Source organism: Pseudonocardia sp. ICBG601, from assembly GCF_020496245.1.
In genome coordinates, this window is the sequence record NZ_JAHLJA010000089.1 from 14,631 (window position 1) to 32,631 (window position 18,001).

The 18,001-nt window shown below is 74.2% G+C and carries 16 protein-coding genes and 4 pseudogenes; 8 read left to right on the forward strand and 12 right to left on the reverse strand.

The features are described from left to right. Positions 1–72: 72 nt before the first annotated feature. The 3 genes from KPL57_RS24075 to aroA form a co-directional block, all read right to left on the reverse strand. On the reverse strand, positions 73–870 hold the full coding sequence (locus KPL57_RS24075; protein WP_226353272.1) for a hypothetical protein: 798 nt from the start codon (positions 868–870) through the stop codon (positions 73–75). A 65-nt stretch (positions 871–935) separates the two neighbouring features. Beyond that, a complete protein-coding gene (rsgA, locus tag KPL57_RS24080) occupies positions 936–1,955 on the reverse strand; it encodes a ribosome small subunit-dependent GTPase A (protein ID WP_226353273.1) in 1,020 nt (339 codons plus the stop codon). A 1-nt stretch (position 1,956) separates the two neighbouring features. Beyond that, positions 1,957–3,249, reverse strand: coding sequence for a 3-phosphoshikimate 1-carboxyvinyltransferase (gene aroA, locus KPL57_RS24085; protein WP_226353274.1), 1,293 nt, complete (start codon positions 3,247–3,249; stop codon positions 1,957–1,959). 35 nt (positions 3,250–3,284) lie between these two features. Between aroA and KPL57_RS24090 the strand changes: the two genes are divergently transcribed. Both KPL57_RS24090 and KPL57_RS24095 read left to right on the forward strand, forming a co-directional pair. Then, on the forward strand, positions 3,285–4,103 hold the full coding sequence (locus KPL57_RS24090; RefSeq protein ID WP_226353275.1) for an SOS response-associated peptidase: 819 nt from the start codon (positions 3,285–3,287) through the stop codon (positions 4,101–4,103). Next, entirely contained in the window at positions 4,100–4,702 is a 603-nt protein-coding gene (locus KPL57_RS24095) for an alpha/beta family hydrolase (protein WP_226353276.1), read from the forward strand. The genes KPL57_RS24090 and KPL57_RS24095 overlap by 4 nt, the downstream gene beginning before the upstream one ends. A 90-nt stretch (positions 4,703–4,792) precedes the next feature. Here the strand turns inward: KPL57_RS24095 and KPL57_RS24100 are convergent, their stop codons facing one another. Then, complete coding sequence (locus tag KPL57_RS24100; RefSeq protein WP_226353277.1) at positions 4,793–5,686, reverse strand: IS5 family transposase; 894 nt, start codon at positions 5,684–5,686, stop codon at positions 4,793–4,795. A gap of 130 nt (positions 5,687–5,816) precedes the next feature. On the opposite strand from KPL57_RS24100, the pseudogene KPL57_RS24105 reads away from it, so the two are divergent. Then, a pseudogene (locus KPL57_RS24105) lies at positions 5,817–6,440 on the forward strand (ABC transporter substrate-binding protein); the annotation flags it as partial. Positions 6,441–6,627: 187 nt separating this feature from the next. Here the strand turns inward: KPL57_RS24105 and KPL57_RS24110 are convergent. The 3 genes and pseudogenes from KPL57_RS24110 to ybaK all read right to left on the reverse strand — a co-directional run bounded on the left by KPL57_RS24110 (position 6,628) and on the right by ybaK (position 10,266). After that, a complete protein-coding gene (locus tag KPL57_RS24110; protein ID WP_226353278.1) occupies positions 6,628–8,829 on the reverse strand; it encodes a bifunctional diguanylate cyclase/phosphodiesterase in 2,202 nt (733 codons plus the stop codon). A gap of 20 nt (positions 8,830–8,849) precedes the next feature. Next, a pseudogene (locus KPL57_RS72610) lies at positions 8,850–9,526 on the reverse strand (SAM-dependent methyltransferase). Positions 9,527–9,789: 263 nt separating this feature from the next. After that, a complete protein-coding gene (gene ybaK / locus KPL57_RS24120) occupies positions 9,790–10,266 on the reverse strand; it encodes a Cys-tRNA(Pro) deacylase (protein WP_226353279.1) in 477 nt (158 codons plus the stop codon). A gap of 307 nt (positions 10,267–10,573) precedes the next feature. On the opposite strand from ybaK, the gene KPL57_RS24125 reads away from it, so the two are divergent. After that, a complete protein-coding gene (locus KPL57_RS24125) occupies positions 10,574–11,215 on the forward strand; it encodes a sigma-70 family RNA polymerase sigma factor (RefSeq protein WP_226353280.1) in 642 nt (213 codons plus the stop codon). A gap of 7 nt (positions 11,216–11,222) precedes the next feature. Further along, complete coding sequence (gene rsrA, locus KPL57_RS24130) at positions 11,223–11,534, forward strand: mycothiol system anti-sigma-R factor (RefSeq protein WP_374203777.1); 312 nt, start codon at positions 11,223–11,225, stop codon at positions 11,532–11,534. A gap of 139 nt (positions 11,535–11,673) precedes the next feature. Here the strand turns inward: rsrA and KPL57_RS72615 are convergent, their stop codons facing one another. Further along, positions 11,674–11,748 (reverse strand): 50S ribosomal protein bL37, encoded by a 75-nt coding sequence (locus KPL57_RS72615; protein WP_369804880.1) that lies wholly within the window; start codon positions 11,746–11,748, stop codon positions 11,674–11,676. Positions 11,749–11,840: 92 nt separating this feature from the next. Here KPL57_RS72615 and KPL57_RS24135 point away from each other — a divergent pair. Beyond that, positions 11,841–13,355: pseudogene (locus tag KPL57_RS24135) on the forward strand (sensor histidine kinase). Between the two features lie 370 nt (positions 13,356–13,725). Here the strand turns inward: KPL57_RS24135 and KPL57_RS24140 are convergent. Then, complete coding sequence (locus KPL57_RS24140) at positions 13,726–13,977, reverse strand: WhiB family transcriptional regulator (RefSeq protein WP_043277332.1); 252 nt, start codon at positions 13,975–13,977, stop codon at positions 13,726–13,728. Positions 13,978–14,450: 473 nt separating this feature from the next. Next, positions 14,451–15,400, reverse strand: a pseudogene (locus KPL57_RS24145) (diacylglycerol kinase family protein). 83 nt (positions 15,401–15,483) lie between these two features. Between KPL57_RS24145 and KPL57_RS24150 the strand changes: the two are divergent. Next, positions 15,484–15,912 (forward strand): hypothetical protein, encoded by a 429-nt coding sequence (locus tag KPL57_RS24150; protein ID WP_060710703.1) that lies wholly within the window; start codon positions 15,484–15,486, stop codon positions 15,910–15,912. Here KPL57_RS24150 and KPL57_RS24155 read toward each other — a convergent pair. Both KPL57_RS24155 and KPL57_RS24160 read right to left on the reverse strand, forming a co-directional pair. Beyond that, positions 15,860–16,240 carry a GNAT family N-acetyltransferase gene (locus tag KPL57_RS24155; protein ID WP_308252983.1) on the reverse strand — a complete coding sequence of 127 codons (381 nt, stop codon included), beginning with the start codon at positions 16,238–16,240 and terminating at the stop codon, positions 15,860–15,862. The genes KPL57_RS24150 and KPL57_RS24155 overlap by 53 nt on opposite strands. Before the next feature lie 147 nt (positions 16,241–16,387). Beyond that, entirely contained in the window at positions 16,388–17,008 is a 621-nt protein-coding gene (locus KPL57_RS24160; protein WP_226353281.1) for a histidine phosphatase family protein, read from the reverse strand. A 134-nt stretch (positions 17,009–17,142) separates the two neighbouring features. Between KPL57_RS24160 and KPL57_RS24165 the strand changes: the two genes are divergently transcribed. Further along, positions 17,143–18,001, forward strand: an 859-nt coding sequence (locus KPL57_RS24165; RefSeq protein WP_226353282.1) for a hypothetical protein, incomplete at its 3' end; no start/stop codon positions are given.

Consider the following 18,001-nt stretch of genomic DNA (forward strand, 5'->3'; position numbering starts at 1 on the left):
GCACCGTAGCCCGGATCGGAGGCCGCCACGGCCCGTCGTCGCGCCGCAGCGGCACCCGGAGGGCCGGGGCCCTCAGCCGCGGACGGGCGGCTCGATGGTGATCGGGGCGCCCCAACCGTCGTAGCGGACGAGGACGTCGAGGGCCGCGCCGTCGGGGAGCTGCTGGCGGACCCGGCTGCGCAGCGGCCTGCGTTCGGCGTCGACCCAGATCTCCGAGCTCAGCCGGGTCAGCCCGGCCCGCTGCTGGGCCTGCAGCGCCGCCCGGCGCGCCGGGTCGGTCTCGGTCGCCACGGCCCGCACCAGGTCGACGACCAGCGTGTAGTGCACGGCCGGGGTGCCGTCGACGGCGTCGTCGGCGGCGTCGGCGACGAGCACCGCGTCCGGGTAGCGGGCCACCGCCCCCAGCGGGTCGACCCCGGCGGCGACGTTCGCGGCGAGCGTCGCGTGCGCCATCTGCTCCGGTGGCAGCGGGACCCGCCCGGCCTCGCCCCAGCCGCCGTCGCCGGGGCGCAGCCAGGTGCGGCCGCCGATCCGGATGATCTCGGTGCTCCGGGCGACCGTGCCGGAAGGCCCCGAGCGCAGCAGCAGCCGCACGTCGGGGGCGTCCCCGGCCCCGTCGACCCGCAGGGCGCCGTCGCCGGTCACCGGGACGGTCGTGCCGTCGTGGGTCAAGGTGCCCGCCACCGACAGCGTCGAGCCGCCGTCGAGCCGGGTGCGAGCCCGCACGTCGGCGACCAGCGGGGCCGGGTCGTAGTACTTCGGCAGCGCCGCCGGCGCGACCGCGGGCGGCGGGGTGGCGCCCGACGAGCCGGGCCACGAGCACCCGGACAGCCCGGGTACCAGCACCGCCCCGCACAGCAGCAGCGTCATCGCGCGCCGTCCCGGCACTACCCGCTCCCCGGCCTTCATCGTGATCGTCGGAACTGTCAGGACCGTCAGAACCTGTCGGTCGCCAGCGCCACCAGCACGCGGCGCAACGCGTCGAGTCTGCCTCCTCCGAGCGCGCCGGAGGCGACCAGGTCGTCCAGTGCACACTCCGGGTCGGCGGGCGGCCCGAGGTGTCCGCAGTCGCGCGGGCAGTCCTCGATGGCCTCGGCGAGGTCGCCGAACGCGGCGACGACGTCGTCCGCGCTGACGTGCGCGAGCCCGAACGACCGGACCCCCGGGGTGTCGACGACCCAGCCGTGGGCGTGCGGGAACGCCAGGGCCGCGGTGGTCGTGTGCCGCCCCTTGCCGACGCCCGACACCCGCCCGATGGCCTGGGTCGCGGCCGGGACGATCGCGTTGACCAGCGTGGACTTGCCGACCCCTGAGTGTCCGACGAGCGCGCACAGCCGCCCGGACAGCTCCGCGCGCAGCGCGTCCAGCCCGGTCGGCGGCCCGGACTCCGAACGTCCGGTCACCAGCACCGGCACGCCGAGCTCGCGGTACTGCGCGGCGAACGGCTCCGGGTCGGCGAGGTCGGACTTGGTCAGGCACAGCACCGGCTGCAGCCCGCCGGCGAACGCCGCGACCAGGCAGCGGTCGACGAACCCGCTGCGCGGCACCGGGTCGGCGACGGCGGTGACCACGATCAGCCGCTGCGCGTTCGCGACGACGATCCGCTCGTAGGGGTCGGTGTCGTCGGCGGTGCGGCGCAGCACGGTCTCGCGCTCGGCGACCCGCACGATCCGCGCGAGGGTGTCCGGCTCGCCGGACAGGTCCCCGACGAGGTCCACCCGGTCCCCGACGACGACCGGCGTCCGGCCCAGCTCGCGGGCCCGCATGGCGACGACCTGGGGGAGGCTCGGGTCGGCGTCGACCGCGCAGGTCCAGCGGCCCCGGTCGACGGCGGTGACCATCGCGCGGGTCGCGTCGGCGTGCGCGGGGCGGCGCTTGCTGCGCGGACGGCTGCCGCGCCGTCCCGGGCGGACGCGGACGTCGGACTCGTCGAGCCTGCTGATGTCGCGGGGCACGTCAGTTCCCGACCAGCGCCGCCCACCGGCCGGGGAAGTCCGGGATGGTCTTGTCGGTGCTGGCGACGTCGTCGATCTCGACGCCCGGCACGACCAGACCGATGATCGCGCCCGCGGTCGCCATCCGGTGGTCGGCGTAGGCGCCCCAGGGCCGGTCGGCGCGCCCGGTCAGCGGCTTCGGTTCGATGACCAGCCCGTCGTCGGTCTCGGTGACGGCGCCGCCGAGCGCGGTGATCTCGGTGGCGAGCGCGGCGAGCCGGTCGGTCTCGTGCCCGCGCAGGTGCCCGATCCCGCGCAGCCGCGAGGTGCCCGAGGCGAGCGCGGCGATCGCCGCGACGGTGGGTGCGAGCTCGCCCGCGTCGTGCAGGTCGACGTCGACGCCGTTGAGCCGGTCCGGGCCGGTCACGGTCAGCCCCTCGGCGGTGTGCGACACGGTCGCGCCGAACTGCTCCAGCACCGGCAGCACGTCGACGCCGGGCTGGGTGGTCTCGGCGGGCCAGCCGCGCACGGTGACCCGCCCACCGGTCACGACGGCCGCGGCGAGGAACACCGCGGCGTTCGACAGGTCCGGCTCGACCGTCCAGTCCCGCGCCGCGACCGGGCCGGGCTCGACCCGCCAGCGGTTCGGCTCGCCGTCGTCGACGACCACCCCGGCGGTGCGGAGCATCTCCACCGTCATCGCGATGTGCGGCAGCGAGGGCAGCGGCTTCCCGTCGTGGCGGACGGTCACCCCGCGCTCGAACTGCGCCCCGGACAGCAGCAGCCCGGACACGAACTGCGACGACGCCGACGCGTCGATCGTGACCTCGCCACCCCGGACCGGGCCCCCGTCCAGGACGAAGGGCAGCGCGTCGGCGGCGCCGTCGAAGGACACGGTGGCGCCGAGGTCGCGCAGGGCGCCCAGCACGGTGCCTATCGGGCGCTCCCGGGCGCGCGGGTCGCCGTCGAAGCGGACCGCACCCGACGCCGTCGCCGCGGCCGGCGGGACGAACCGCATGACTGTCCCGGCCAGCCCGCAGTCGACCTCCGCCGGGAACGCCGCCGTGCCGCCGCGCAGCCCGCCGTGCGCGCCGATCCGCACCGTGTCGCCCTCGGTGACGACCGGGACGCCCAGCGCGGTGAGCGCGCCGGTCATCAGCGCGGTGTCGCGGGTGGGCGGCGCACCGTCGACCCGGACCCCGCCGCCGGACAGCCCGGCGAGCAGCAGCGCACGGTTGGTCACCGACTTCGACCCGGGGACGGTCACGGTGCCGGTCACCGGCGACCCGGGCGTGGGGGCGGTCCAGTAGCTCACGCCCCCATCCTTCCCCACATGGGAGCATGGGATGCATGTGCGGCCGTTACGCCTCCACCAAGGCCCCCGCGGACCTGGCCGACGAGTTCCACGCCGTCGACGCGACGCAGGAGTCCTCGCAGCGTCCGGACTACAACGTGGCGCCGACCAAGGACATCACCGTGGTGGTCGAACGCCACCCCCGCGACGAGAGCGGCGAACCCGACCGGGACACCACCGAGCGGTCGCTGCGGACCGTCCGCTGGGGCCTGGTGCCGTTCTGGGCGAAGGACCCGTCGGCGGGTGCGCGGATGGTGAACGCCCGGTCGGAGACGATCACCGAGAAGCCCGCGTTCCGCCGTGCGGCCGCGTCGCGGCGCTGCCTGTTCCCGATGGACGGCTGGTACGAGTGGCAGCGCCACGACGCCGTCCCGAAGAGCCAGGGCGGGACCGGCAAGCCGACCAAGCAGCCGTACTTCACCCACTACGCCGACGACGCCACGATGGCGATGGCCGGCCTGTGGGAGTACTGGCGGCCCAGCGGCGGCGAGCTCGCCGAGAAGTACCCGGACGGCCTGGTCACCGCCTGCGTGCTCACCACCGAGGCGGTCGGCCCGCTCGCCCAGGTGCACGACCGGATGCCGCTCGTGCTGCGCCCCGACGACTGGTCGGACTGGCTCGACCCGGACCGCGGCACCGGCGACGACCGGGTCACCCGGCTGCTCGTCCCGCCGACCCCCGAGCTGGTGTCCACCCTCGAGATCCGGCCGGTGTCGCCGCAGGTCAACAACGTCCGCAACAACGCTCCCGAGCTGCTCGACCGGATCCCCGACGACCAGGTGACCGAGCCGATCCAGCTCGACCTGCTGTCGTGACCGGGGCGCGCGAGGTCGACACCCCGCGCGGACCGGCCCGGGTCACCCTGCACCGGGCGGAACAACCGCGCGGGCTGCTGCTGCTCGGGCACGGCGCCGGCGGCGGTGTCGACGCCCCCGACCTGGTCACCGCGACCGCGGCGGCCACCGCCGCCGGGTTCGACGTCGGCCTGGTCGAGCAGCCCTACCGGGTCGCGGGCCGGCGGGCCCCCGCCCCGGCCGGGCACCTCGACGAGGCGTGGCTCGCCGTCGTCGCGGCGGTGCGGCCCGGCCACGACGGGCCGCTGGTCGTCGGCGGCCGCAGCTCCGGTGCGCGCGTCGCCTGCCGCACGGCGACGACGGCCGGTGCCGCCGCGGTGCTGTGCCTGGCCTTCCCGCTGCACCCGCCCGGCCGTCCGGAGCGGACCCGGGCACCGGAGCTCGACGGCGCCGGGGTGCCGGTGCTCGTGGTGCAGGGCCGCAGCGACCGGTTCGGCGTCCCGGCCGACGGTCCCGACCGGCGGGTGGTGCTGCTCGACGGCGATCACGGTCTGAAGAAGCAACACGACCGGCTGCGCGAGGTCGTCGCCGGATGGGCGGCGGAGCAGCTCGACCGGTAGAAGCCGGCAGAAAAGGTATGCCTACCCTTATGTGCCCGGTATGTTCCCTCCGTGTCGAAGATCCGATCCCTGAGAGCGTGTTTGGAAATTCTAGTGGGTTGAGGGTGTCGTGTGTTTCTGCTGGCGGGTGGCGGGGTATCCACGGGCGATGCGGCGGGTGATGGTGCTGATCGCGGCCCAGCGGATCATGGCTTCGGATGTGGTGGGGTGGCGTTCGTAGTCTCGGGCCAGGCGTCGGTGTGCGGTGAGCCAGGCCAGGGTCCGTTCGACCACCCACCTTCGTGGGAGGACGGTGAATCCGCGCTGCTCGGGTGGCTTGCGGATGATCTCGATCGTTGTCTGCAGGATCGTGGCGGCCCAGTCGAGCAGTCGCCCGGCGAAGCCGGCGTCGGCGTAGACGAACCGCACCCTGGTGCGCAGGTAGAGGTTGAGCAGGATCGGCTTGGCGCCGTCGCGGTCCTGTACCGAGGCCGAGCACACCATCGTGGTCAGCAGCAGACCGAGGGTGTCGGTCACGATGAACCGTTTCCGTCCGCCTGTCTTCTTCCCGGCGTCGTAGCCGCGGGAGTCCTGGCCGACGGTGTCGGCGCCCTTGACCGACTGGGAATCGATGATCCCCGCACTCGGCTCCGGATCACGGCCCTCGGCGATACGTAACTGCCCCCGCACGACCGGGAGGATCTTCTCGGTGACCTTCTGCTGTTCCCACTGGTTGAAGTACCAGTAGACGGTCTGCCAGGGCGGGAAGTCCACCGGCAACGCCCGCCAGGCACACCCGGTCCGCACGACATACAAGATCGCGTCCAGCACGTCCCGACGAGCATGAGCAACAGGCCGCCCCCGCCGCGCGAGCGGCGGTAACAACGGCTCGATCACCACCCACTGGGCATCACTGGTGTCCGAGGGGTACCGGCGCGGTCGTTCCTGCATGCCGACCACGATGGAGCACCCCAGCCGTGTCGACCATCCCGACACACCCACCATTTCCAAACACGCTCTGAGAGCGTCGGCGGCCGCTGCGGTCCTGTCCGCGCTGCTGCTCGTGGTGGCCGGGTGCGCCGCGGCGCCCGAGCCGGCCCCGTCCGGGGGAGGCGGCTACACGGTCACCCACGCGATGGGTGAGACGCGGCTGCCGGCGCGGCCGTCGCGCGTCGTGGTGCTGGACTCCCCGCACCTGGACGCGCTGGTCGCGCTCGGGATCGTCCCGGTCGGGGCGAGTGAGTCGTCGGTCGGGGCCGGGTTCCCGCCGTACCTGGCCGACCGCCTGACGGGCACCCGGCCGACCGGAGCGATCAACGATCCCGACCTCGAGGCGGTCGCGTCGCTGCGGCCCGACCTGATCATCGGCTCGGCCACGCGGCACACCCCGCTCCACGCGCAGCTCGCGCGGATCGCCCCGACCGTGTTCTCGGTCGGCAGCGGCACCGACTGGACCGAACAGGCCCGGGTCACCGCTGCCGCGGTGCAGCGCACCGGCGAGATGGAGGAGCTGCTCGACAGGTGGCGGCTGCGCGCCGAGCAGGTGGGCAGGGAGGTCGGTGCGCCCGGCCGGACGGCGTCGATCGTGCGGTTCCAGCCGGAGTCGTTCCGGCTCTACGGGCCGAGGAGCTTCTCCGGGTCCGTGTTGACCGCGATGGGCTTCGACCTGGGCGACCGTGCCTGGAACGAGTACTCGATGCTGCAGGTCGGACCGGAGATGGCCTCGGAGATCGACGGCGACGTCGTGTTCTTCACCGACCGGGCCGGTGACCCGTCGGCCGGTGCCCGGGGTGCGGTGAGCAGGCTGTGGGGCACCGCCGCCGCCGTCGCCGCGCCGGCCGGGTGCACGAGGTCGAGGACGAGACCTGGATGGTGGGGATCGGCGTGCTCGGCGCCGACCGGATCGTCGACGACGTGCGGCAGCGTCTGGCCCCGGGCCCGCCGTCCTAGCGGGCCCCGGCCAGCAGCGCGGCGAGCTCGGCCGCGGGGCGTGGCGACCCCAGGTGCCAGCCCTGGCCGATGTCGCATCCCAGGTCGTGCAGCCTGCGGGCCTGCCAGCCGGTCTCGACCGACTCCGCGACGACGGTCAGCCCGAGGGTGTGCGCCAGCTCGATCATCGCCGAGAGGATGACCGGGCTGTCGACGTCGCCGGGGCCCGGGTCGTCCGGACCCTCCTCGCCGGGGCAGGCGCCACCCCGGCCGGTGACGAACGACCCGGCCAGCTTGAGCACGTCCACCGGCAGTCGGTGCAGGTAGACCAGGTTCGAGTAGCCGGTGCCGAAGTCGTCGATGGCGATGCGCACCCCGAGCCGCGACAGCTCCTCCAACGCCTGCACCGGGCGCCCGGCGGCGGACATGAGGTCGCTCTCGGTCAGCTCCAGCTGCAGCGACGAGGCGGGCCACCCGGTCCGCTCCAGCACGTCGGCGATGCGGAGGACGGCGTCGGGCCTGCGCAGCTGCTGGCCCGCCACGTTCACGCTGAGCACCAGGCCCGCGTCGGCGCCCGAGTCCACCCAGGACCGGGCGTCGGTGCAGGCCTGCTCCAACAGGTGCAGCCCCAGCGGGACGATAAGGCCGGTCTGCTCGGCCAGCGGGATGAACACGTCCGGGCCGAGCCGCTCGCCGTCGGCGGTGCGCCAGCGGGCCAGCGCCTCCACCCCGACGACGTCGCCGTCGTCGAGCGCGACCAGCGGCTGGTACTCCAGGTGGAACTCGCCGCGCTCCAGCGCGCCCGGCATCCGGCCGGCCAGCTCGAACAGGTGCACGTCGTTCGCGTGCCGGGCCGGGTCGAAGACCGCGATGCGGTCCCGGCCGTCGCGCTTGGCCCAGTACATGGTGGTGTCCGCGGCCTGCATGAGCTCGGCGGCGCCCGCGGCACCGGCGACGTCCTCGCCGGTGGCGGTGCCCGCGGCGTCGCGGAACGGGCGGGCGACGATCCCGATGCTGGCCGACACCACCACCTCCCGGCCGCGCACGTGCACCGGCCGCCGGACGACCGCCAGCGCCCGGTCGGCGACCTCGGCCAGCTGCTCGACGCCGGTGCACTGCTCCACGAGGACCACGAACTCGTCGCCGCCCATCCGGGCGACGGTGTGCCCTGCCGGGCGGAGCTCGGCGTCGAGGCGGTGCGCGACGGTGCGCAGGAGCTGGTCGCCCGCGTCGTGGCCGAGGGTGTCGTTGACGGCCTTGAAGCCGTCCAGGTCGAGGTAGCAGACCCCGACCGGGGCGGGGGAGCCGTACGGCCCGGCGAGCGCGGTCTCGAGCCGGGTGAAGAACAGCGAGCGGTTCGGCAGCCCGGTGAGCGGGTCGTGCTCGGCCTGGTGACGCAGCCGCGACTGCAGACGACGGCGCTCGGTGACGTCGGAGACCATCGCGACGAGGTAGCGGGGCTCGCCGTCGGGGGAGCGGACCAGCGAGACGGTCAGCTCGGTCCACACCTGGTCGCCGTCGACCCGGAAGTAGGCCTTCTCCATCCGGACGTGCCCGATCCGTCCGGCGAGCATGGCCTCGATCTGCGGCCACATGTCGGGGGTGTCCTCGGGATGGATGAACTCGAACACCGAGCGGCCCACGAGCCCGCCGGGCCGGTGGCCGAGCATCTGGGTCAGCGTGCGGTTGGCCTCCAGGATCCGGCCCTCGGTGTCGGCGACGCTGATGCCGATCACGGAGCTCTCGAACACCACGCCGTAGCGCGCCTCGGAGCGCCAGCGGGCGTCCTCGGCGGCGGCGCGTGCGGCGAACGCGGCCGAGCTGATCCGCTCCTGCTCCAGCCGGGTGCGGTCGCGCAGCATCCGGGCGTATCCCGTCGACAGCGCCCCGACCGCCCTGCTCCAGCGGCGGAACCGCTCCGGGTCGAGGGTGTGCTCGGCGAAGTGCTCGGACAGCACGTCGATCGAGCAGCGCAGGGCGGCCGGGTCGGTGAGGTGCGCGGCGACCAGCTCGGCGCCGACCTCCTCGGCCATGACCTCCTCGGCCCGCCCCTCGACGACGGCGGTGAACCACCAGGCCGCGCCGGACAGCACCGCGTGCAGGTCGGCCCGGGCGGCGGAGACGAAGCTGCGGGCCTCGATCGCGGCGACCCAGGCGTCGGCCAGCGTCGACGGCCCCGGGCCCCCGTCGTCGGGCAGGACGGGGACGGGTTTCGCCATGACGGCTCTCCCTCCCACTGTCAGTCGCCGGGCGGCCCGGTGTGACGGGCGACGGCGGCCAGGCCGGGGTAGCGCTGCGCCTCGGGGCCCACCGGGGTCTCCGGACGCCAGAGCGGGATCCGCACGACTCCGGGTTCCACCAGCTCCAGGCCGGCCAGCAGCGCCGTGAGCTCCTCGGTGTCGCGCATCCGCATCCGGTTCGGGGACGTGTCCCTGTTGTAGAGGTTCTGGGCCTGGCTCGCACCGGAGAGGCCCCCCTCGTCACTCGCGTGGCTGACGACCACGTGGCTGCCGGGGACGGTCGCGGCGGCGTATGCGGCGATGATCCCGGCCGGGTCGGCCTCGTCCGGGACGAAGTGCAGCACCGAGACGAGCAGCACCGCCACCGGCTGCGTCAGGTCGAGGTGGCTGCGGGTCAGGGGTCGTCGAGGACCCGTCGCGGGTCGGTCAGGTCGGCGGCGAGGACGGCCGTCGACGGGTCGTCATCGAGCAGCGCACGGCTGTGCGCGACGGCGATCGGGTCGTTGTCGACGTAGAGCACGCGGGCGTCGTCGCAGGCGGTCGCCGCGACCTCGTGCACGTTGCCGACGGTCGGGATGCCCGAGCCGAGGTCGAGGAACTGGCGGATCCCCTGCGCGCACAGGTGGTGCACGGCCCGGCGCAGGAACGCCCGGTTGGCCTGCGCGACGGCCGCCATCTCGGGCACGCGCGAGCACCCGGTCGCGGGCAGCGCGTCGGCGACCCGCGGCCCGCCTCGAAGTGTGCGACCCGCCCAGGTAGTAGTCGTAGACCCGGGCGACGCTCGGGCTGGTCATGTCACCTCGTCGGGCGCCCATTCCGGTCGGTCCACGCGTGCTCCCCGTTGCTCGTCTCGACGGTGCCGACGGCGGTCCGGGGCCGTCGGTGGCCGACCCTACTGGCGTGGAGCCCGGATCGGACCCGTCCGTGTGACCCCTGCGGTCAGCCGGTCGCGATCGGTGCGACGACGGCGCCGGTGAGTGCCACCAGGTCCGCCGGGGCGAGCTCGATCTCCAGGCCGCGCCTGCCCCCGGAGCAGAACACCGTCGGGTGCTCCTGCGCGGAGACGTCCAGGACCGTCGGCAACCGCCGACGCTGGCCCAGCGGGGAGATGCCGCCCGCGACGTAGCCGGTGGTCCGCTCGGCGTCGGCGACGTCGGCCATGACGGCCTTCTTCCCGCCCGCGGCGTCGGCCAGCGCCTTGAGGTCCAGCTGGGCCGCCACCGGCACGATCCCGACGGTCATGGTCCCGTCGACGAGTGCGACGAGGGTCTTGAACACCCGTCGCGGGTCCTGCCCCATGACGGCGGCGGCCTCCTCGCCGTAGCCCGCGCCGTCGTGTTGGGTGTAGGTGTGCAGCTCGTGCGCCACCCCACGCTTGCTCAGCAGTGCCGTCGCCGGGGTGCCCCTGCCCGCCATCGTCGGTGTCCTCCCGTCCTCGTCCCGGGGTCCCGACCCGGGGGTGACGGGAACCTACGGGAATGCGATCCGGCGCCGCACCGTTGTTGCGGGGGTGACGACATCAGTGATGGAGAGGCCCGGGGCCGCGCCGCCGGACGGCCGCGAGCGGCCGGGGCTCGTACCCTCCGACGCGTCCGTCGTGCCGGTGACCCGCACCGGCGCGCGACTCGTGTCACTGGAGAGGGAACCTTTGTCAGTACAGCCGGATGAGCCGGACCAGCCGGAGACGGGTGCGGCAGGGACCGATCCCGCGGAGCTCGCCGCCATGGTCGGTGTGGCCGACGAGGACGGCAACCGCGCGCCCGAGGACGAGAGCGTCTCCGACCGCACGGCCCGCTTCGAGCGCGACGCGATGCCGCTGCTCGACCAGCTCTACGGTGCGGCGCTGCGCATGACCCGGAACCCGGCCGACGCCGAGGACCTGGTGCAGGAGACGTTCCTGAAGGCGTACTCGGCGTTCGGGTCGTTCCGCCGCGGCACCAACCTCAAGGCGTGGCTGTACCGGATCCTGACCAACACCTACATCAACGGGTACCGGAAGCGGCAGCGTCAGCCCCTGCAGTCGCCGACCGACGAGATCACCGACTACCAGCTGGCCCAGGCCGGTGAGCACAGCTCGACCGGTCTGCGCTCGGCCGAGGTGGAGGCGCTCGACGCGCTGCCCGACAGCGACGTCAAGGAGGCCCTGCAGGGCCTGCCGGAGGACTTCCGCATGGCGGTCTACCTCGCCGACGTCGAGGGGTTCGCCTACAAGGAGATCGCCGAGATCATGGGCACCCCGATCGGCACCGTGATGTCGCGGCTGCACCGCGGCCGGCGCCAGCTGCGGGACATGCTGACCGACGTCGCCCGTGAGCGCGGCTTCGTCCGCGACGGGGCGCCGGCGCGACCGGGGACCGGGAGGTGACGGCATCGTGAGCGCCGCCGAGGGCTCGGGCGCACCGCTCGAGCGCAACCCCATGATCCAGGACCCGCCCGCGAACACCGGGTGCAGCGAGGTGCTGGCGGAGGTGTGGCTGTTCCTCGACCACGAGTGCGACCAGGAGCGGCGACGCCTGCTCCAGCAGCACCTGGACGAGTGCGGGCCCTGCCTGGCCGAGTACGGCATCGACGAGAAGCTGAAGGCGCTGCTGGCCCGCAAGCGCGGCGGTGAGGCGGCCCCGGCGGGCTCAAGGACCGGCTGCGGTCCCAGATCCGCTCCGCGGTGCTCGAGCAGGCCCAGGTGACCGTGGAGAGCGGCCCGGAGGGCACCAGCGTCTCCGTGTCGCACCAGCGCACCGAGTACCGCAGCGGCTGACCGGCCACACGCGAGAGGGCGGGCACTCCCATCGGGGTGCCCGCCCTCTCGCGTCGGTGTCGCCGAGCTCAGCAGTTCGGCTTCTTGCCGTGGTTGGCGCCCTTCTTGGCACGGTCACGGCGCTTGCGTGCACGCTTGGACATCTCGACCCTCCTTCCCGTCCGGGTCACGGTTCCGCGGCGGTGCCGCGGGAGCTTGGTAGGGGCGATTCTCGCATGTGATGGGATGGGCGATCGTGACCACGCTGAGCGAGCTGCTCGCCGAGCACACGACGATGGACGGCGAGACCGCCGATCACCTCCAGCGCGTGGTCGGTGAGTGGCAGTTGTTGGCCGACATGTCCTTCGCCGACTTCCTGCTGTGGGTGCCGCTGGACGACCTCCACGCGGGGACCGGCGGTGCCTCCCGGGCGGCGACCGCGCAGTTCCTGTGCGTCGCCCAGGCCCGGCCGACCACCGCGCCGACCGCCCACCCGGACGACGTCGTCGGCCGCCGGGCGGTGCCGGTGGAGGTCGGCCAGCTGCGCCGGGCGGTGCTGGAGGGCCGGATCTGCCGCGACGACGACCCGCGCTGGCACCTGGAGGTGCCGGTGCGGCGGGAGACCATCCCGGTGCGGCTTCAAGGGCCGCACGGTGGCGGTGCTGTCCCGGGACACCAACCTGTCCACCCCGCGCGTCCCGAGCCCGCTGGAGATCGCCTACCTCGGCAGCGCCTCGGACCTGTGCCAGATGATCGTCGACGGGACGTTCCCGCCGCAGTCGGGTCCGCCCGGCTCGGCCGAGGGCAGCCCGCGCGCGGGGACGGCCTGGTCCGCCTCGACGTGCACGGCAACGTGGCCTACGCCAGCCCGAACGCGCTGTCGGCGTACCACCGCATGGGCCACGCCAGCGACGTCGCCGGGGCCGACCTCGCGACGGTCACCAAGGCGCTGGTGCTGGACCCGTTCGACGCGAAGGACGTCGCGGGCCGGATCAACGAGGCACTCGACGGTGTCCCGTCCACCCGGATGGAGATCAAGGGCCGTCGGGCGACGATGCTCGTGCGCGCACTGCCGCTGCGCCCCCGCGGCGACGCGGCGGGCGCGCTGGTGCTGGTCCGGGACGTGACCGACCTGCGCCGCCGGGACGCGGCGTTGATGAGCAAGGACGCCACCATCCGCGAGATCCACCACCGGGTGAAGAACAACCTGCAGACGGTCGCGGCGCTGCTGCGGATGCAGGCCCGGCGCAGCGAGCACCCGGAGGCCGGCCGCGCGCTGGAGGAGTCGGTCCGCCGGGTCACCTCCATCGCGCTGGTGCACGAGGCGCTGGCCTACTCCGTCGCCGAGGTCGTCGAGCTCGACGAGCTGCTGCCGAAGGTGCTGCCCGCCATCCGCGACGGCGCGACGACCGAGTCCCGTGCCCGGGTGCGGTCGACTCCGGTTTCGGGGCGCTGCCCGCGGCGAAGGCCACCCCGCTGGTGCTGGTCCTGGCCGAGCTGACCCACAACGCGCTGGCGCACGCCTACGACCCCGGCACGGCGGGGGAGGTGGTCGTCAGCCCGGTGCGCTCGGCGAGCCGGCTGGAGGTGTCGGTGGCCGACGACGGCCACGGCATGCCGGTCGACTTCGACTTCGAGAGGTCCAAGGGGCTGGGGTCTGCAGATCGTGCGGACCCTGCTGACCTCCGAGCTGGAGGCGACGATCGAGGTGCGGGCCCGGGAGGGCGGCGGCACGGTGGCGGTGGTCCGGGTACCGCTCGGCGGTTCCTGACGCCGGGGTGGGAGGGCGGCGGGGCAACGGTTCCGCCGCCCGTCGTCCCCGGGCGGTCGCTGCGGTGCGGCGGACGACCGATCCCGGTCACTCCCGGTGACCCGGGGCGTGGACGGGGGCCCGGAGGGCACCGGATACGCTCGTCCCGTGACCGTTGATCCCGGTGCCGTGGTCGCGCCGGCACCGTGGTCGACCCTCACACCGGGGTGGCAGATCACCCCGAACGCACCTCGGGCCCGTGGCCGGTGGCGTCCGGCTACGGGCCCGAGGTCGGGGAGCTACTTCTTCTACTTCTCGGAGCTGCGGGCGCGAAGCGCTGTTCCGGGACAGCTGTTCTTGCCGTGGTCCGGGCGAGTGCCGGGGCGGCTGCCTACGCGGTGCGGGCGCGCGGACGGGTGCTGCGCCGCTTCAGGGCGCGCCGCTCGTCCTCGCTCATGCCGCCCCAGACACCCGCGTCCTGGCCGGACTCGAGAGCCCACTGCAGGCACGACTCGGTGACCGGGCAACGCCGGCACACGCTCTTGGCCTCCGCGATCTGCATCAGGGCGGGGCCGCTGGTGCCGACCGGGAAGAACAGCTCCGGGTCCTCGTCGCGGCAGATCGCGTCGTGACGCCAGTCCATGATCACTTTCTCCTCTGGTGCGCGATCGGGGTCGCGCCGATCGTCTGTGCGCTGATGTTACGTGCATGTTTCGCAGCTTGTGATACTTTCACGAGCCACCACGGTCCTCAATGGGAACTGCTCGCGGGATACGTGAGCGCCCTCATAGGGAACGCACGCAGACAGACCTGTGCCCGGGACTTCGAGCCGCCCTGGGCCGGTTCCACGATCCAGTGTCCCTGTCCCACGCGGAATCGGCCACCCGAAAACGGTGTCGACCCGGACACCCTCTGAGTGAGGGGCCCGGCCCGGTGGGACGGAACCTCCACGAGCGGCGCTGCTCGTGGCCTCGCTTGCGTAGGACCACCTTGGATCACGGGTTTGGCCTGGTGTAAGCCCCAACGGGACCGACGGTCCGCTCACATCGGTGAATGGCGGGGTAGCTCACTCCAGCGTGTGAGAGCGCCCGCACGATGAGCGACGAACCGTCCGTCTCACACGACGACGCGTAACGCTCCGGGCACGCTCAGGAATTCCACGTCGGTGCGCATTCCGAGGTGGTCGCCGTCGAGCTGGAGCGCGAGGGGCTGTTCCGAAGTGATCCGCACCCGGCCGACCGCGTCGTGCCGGACGATGTGCCGCCCGTGAGGGTCGCCGTCGGCGGCCAGGATCTGGCGCAGGGTCGAGGCGATCGTCCGCGGGCTCAGCCCGGTGAGGGCGAACAGCCCCAGCCCGCTGCCGAACGACGAGCGGGGGTTGGTCCGCACCGCGCGGCCGGACAGGAAGGTCCACGGGTCGGTGTTGGAGACGAACGCCAGCCGCACCCCGGTCAGCGGCGCCGCGTCGGGCAGCTCCACCGTCATCGACGGCGGCCGGCGCAGCTGCGCGAGGTACTGGGCGATCGCGGTCAGCGCGTAGCGGCCGGGGCTGGCCTCGTGGCCCTGCGCGCGGGCGCGCTCCACCGCGGCCACGACCTCGGCGTCCCAGCCCATGCCGGCGTTGAAGGTGAACCAGCGGTCGTCGGCCCAGCCAGGCCGACCAGCCGTCGTCGTCGCCGGGCCAGCGCGGTGAGCACGTGCCCGGTCGCCTCGACCGGGTCGCGCGGCATGTCCAGGGCGCGGGCGAAGACGTTCGCCGAGCCGCCGGGGACCACTGCGAGCATCGCCGTGGCGTCCGGGTCCGGCCGCGGGGCGCCGCTGCCCGAGCCGGTCTGCGCGGCCAGGAGCCCGTTGACGACCTCGTTGACCGTGCCGTCGCCCCCGAGCGCCACGACGAGCTCGACGCCGTCCGCCACGGCCGCCGCGGTCGCCTCGGCCGCGTGGCCCCGGTAGCGGGTCTGCAGGACGTCGAGCTTCAGCTCGCTGGCCAGGGCCTTGGTCAGCACGTCCCGGCCGGCGGCGGTGGTGGACGTGGCCTGAGGGTTGACCACGAGCAGCGCGCGCACGGGCCGACTGTATCGACCGCGCACCGGGCGGTCCGTCGGCCGCCCGGCGGTGGCCGTCACGCCGGGCGGCCTATCCTCGCGAGGTGGCCGATGACCGTGACGCCCGCCCCGCGACGCGGGAGCGACCGCCGGAGAACGTGCGGGTGGCGGGGGTGCTCGTCGCGGCGCAGGGGCTCGTCGGCGCCGTCCTCGCGGTCGTGCTCGGCGTGCGCGCCCTGGAGGCCGGTGGCGCACGCCTCTACTACGGGCTCGCCGAGGCCGGGATCTTCGTGCTCATGGCGGCCGCCGTGGCCGGTGTCGGCTACGGGCTGGTCCGCGGGGTGCACGGCTGCCGCACGCCGGCGATCGTCGTGCAACTCCTGTTGTTCCCGGTCATCTACTACGCGCTGGGCCCCAGCCGGCAGCTGGTGTGGGGCATCGTCTGCGGCCTGTTCGTGCTGTTCACGTTCCTGATGCTGATCAGCGAGCAGTCCCGCCGCTGGTCGATGGGCGACGAGTACCCCGAGGACTAGCGCCCGGCCGCCCGGCCAGCGCGACGAGTGGGTCGCCGGTGAGCCGGTAGGTGGTCCATCCCTCGTTCGGCACCGCGCCGACGGAGCGGTAGAAGCCGATGGCCGGGGTGTTCCAGTCCAGCACGTTCCACTCCAGGCGCTTCCAGCCGCGCCGGGCCACCTCGGCGGCCAGCTCGGCGAGCAGGGCCGCGCCGTGCCCGCCGCCGCGGGCGGCGGGGGTCACGTAGAGGTCCTCCAGGTGGATCCCGGCGACGCCCTCCCAGGTGGAGAAGGTCCGGAACCAGATGGCCGTGCCGACGACCGCGCCGTCGTCGCCGGTGGCGACCAAGGCCCCGGCCGACGGGTCGGGGCCGAACAGCGCGGCGTGCAGCTGCTCCTCGGTCAGCCCGCACTCGTCGCGGCCTTCTCGTAGTCGGCCAGCTCGTGCACGAGCCGGACCATCACCGGCACGTCGTCGGGGGTGGCCGTCGGACGCTCACTGGTCCTCCGCGGGGGTGGGGCGCTGGTTGACGTGGTCGAGGCGGGGGACCCCGCGCTCGAACCCCAGCACGCTGACCCCGGCCGGGTCCATGCGGAAGTGCACCCCGCCACTCGCGGGCAACCCGATCCAGCGCGCCGTCAGCACCCGCGAGAAGTGGCCGTGCCCCACGAGCACGACGTCGCCGTCGCCGAGCAGGGCGCGTGCGTCGGCGAGCACGGCGTCGGCGCGGGCCGCGACGTCGTCGGGGGTCTCACCGCCGGGCCACGGCCCGTCCCAGATCGTCCAGCCCGGCAGGGACTCGCGGATCTGCGGCGTGGTCCGGCCCTCGTTGTCGCCGTAGTCCCACTCGACGAGCCGGTCGTCGACCGCGTCCACCCGCAGCCCGGCCAGCTCGGCGGTGTCCCGCGCGCGCGAGCGCGGGGAACAGAGGACCCGGGCGGGCGGGGCGTCGTGGCGGACCAGGGCCAGCGCGGTGCGCACCCGGCGGGCGGCGACCCGGCCCTGGTCGGTCAGCGGGACGTCGGTGCGGCCGGTGTGCTTCCCGGTGCGCGACCACTCGGTCTCGCCGTGGCGCAGCAGGAGGATCCGTCCCTCGGGATCGGCGTCGGTGCTCACGTGCGGCGACGCTAGTCGCGGACGCTGCGGGACGCTCGCGGTGATCACGTCACCCGGTCGGGTCGGATCGCTCCCCGACCGGGGAGTCCGCCGGGCGCGCCGTACCCGCAGGGTGGCCGGTTCGGCTGAGATCCGTGGCGGACCACGAGCCGAGGAGCGTCATGTCGTCGCAGTTCTCCCACCGCCCCGCGCGGCGGCGCATCGCCGGGATCGCCGCCGCGGCCGGCCTCGCGGTCGCCGTCGCGCTGACCGCGCCCGCCGCCGCGGGCACCGCGGTGGCCGCGCCGTCCGCCCCGGCGGTGCAGGCGGGCGCGATCGGCCCCGGCGTGCAGATCGCCACCCCGGTCACCGGCGGGGCCGAGCTGTGCACCGCCAACTTCCTCTACACCCCGGCCGCCGCGCAGGACGGACACCGGGACGGGGCCGACGGCGCCGAGCACCAGGCAGCGCCCGCCGGGGCGCTCTACCTGGGCGCGGCCGCGCACTGCATGGCGGGCGAGGACGCGATGTCCTCGGTGGACGGCTGCAGCGAGCCGGTCATGCCGGAGGGCATCGAGGTCGGCATCCGCGGCCGCGACGGCAGGAACTACACCGGACGGGTCGCCTACAACTCCTGGGCGGTCATGCAGGACCGCGGGGAGAGCGACCCGCAGCTGTGCCTCTACAACGACCTGTCGCTGATCCGCCTCGACCCGGCGGCCGTCGCCGTCGCCGACCCCACGGTCCCCGGCTTCGGCGGCCCGACCGGGCTCGACACCGACGGCACCGAACAGGGGGAGAAGGTCTACAGCTACCAGCCCAACCAGCTCGTGGCGACGCCGTACAAGCAGGGGCTGAGCCTCGGGCAGCCGGAGGGGCCGCGCACCCACGTCGTCTCCACCACGCCGCCGGGGGTCCCGGGCGACTCGGGCTCGGGCTACCTCGACGCGCCGCGCCGTGCGTTCGGGCTGCTGTCGAGCCTGATGCTGCGCGACCAACACCAACGGGGTCACC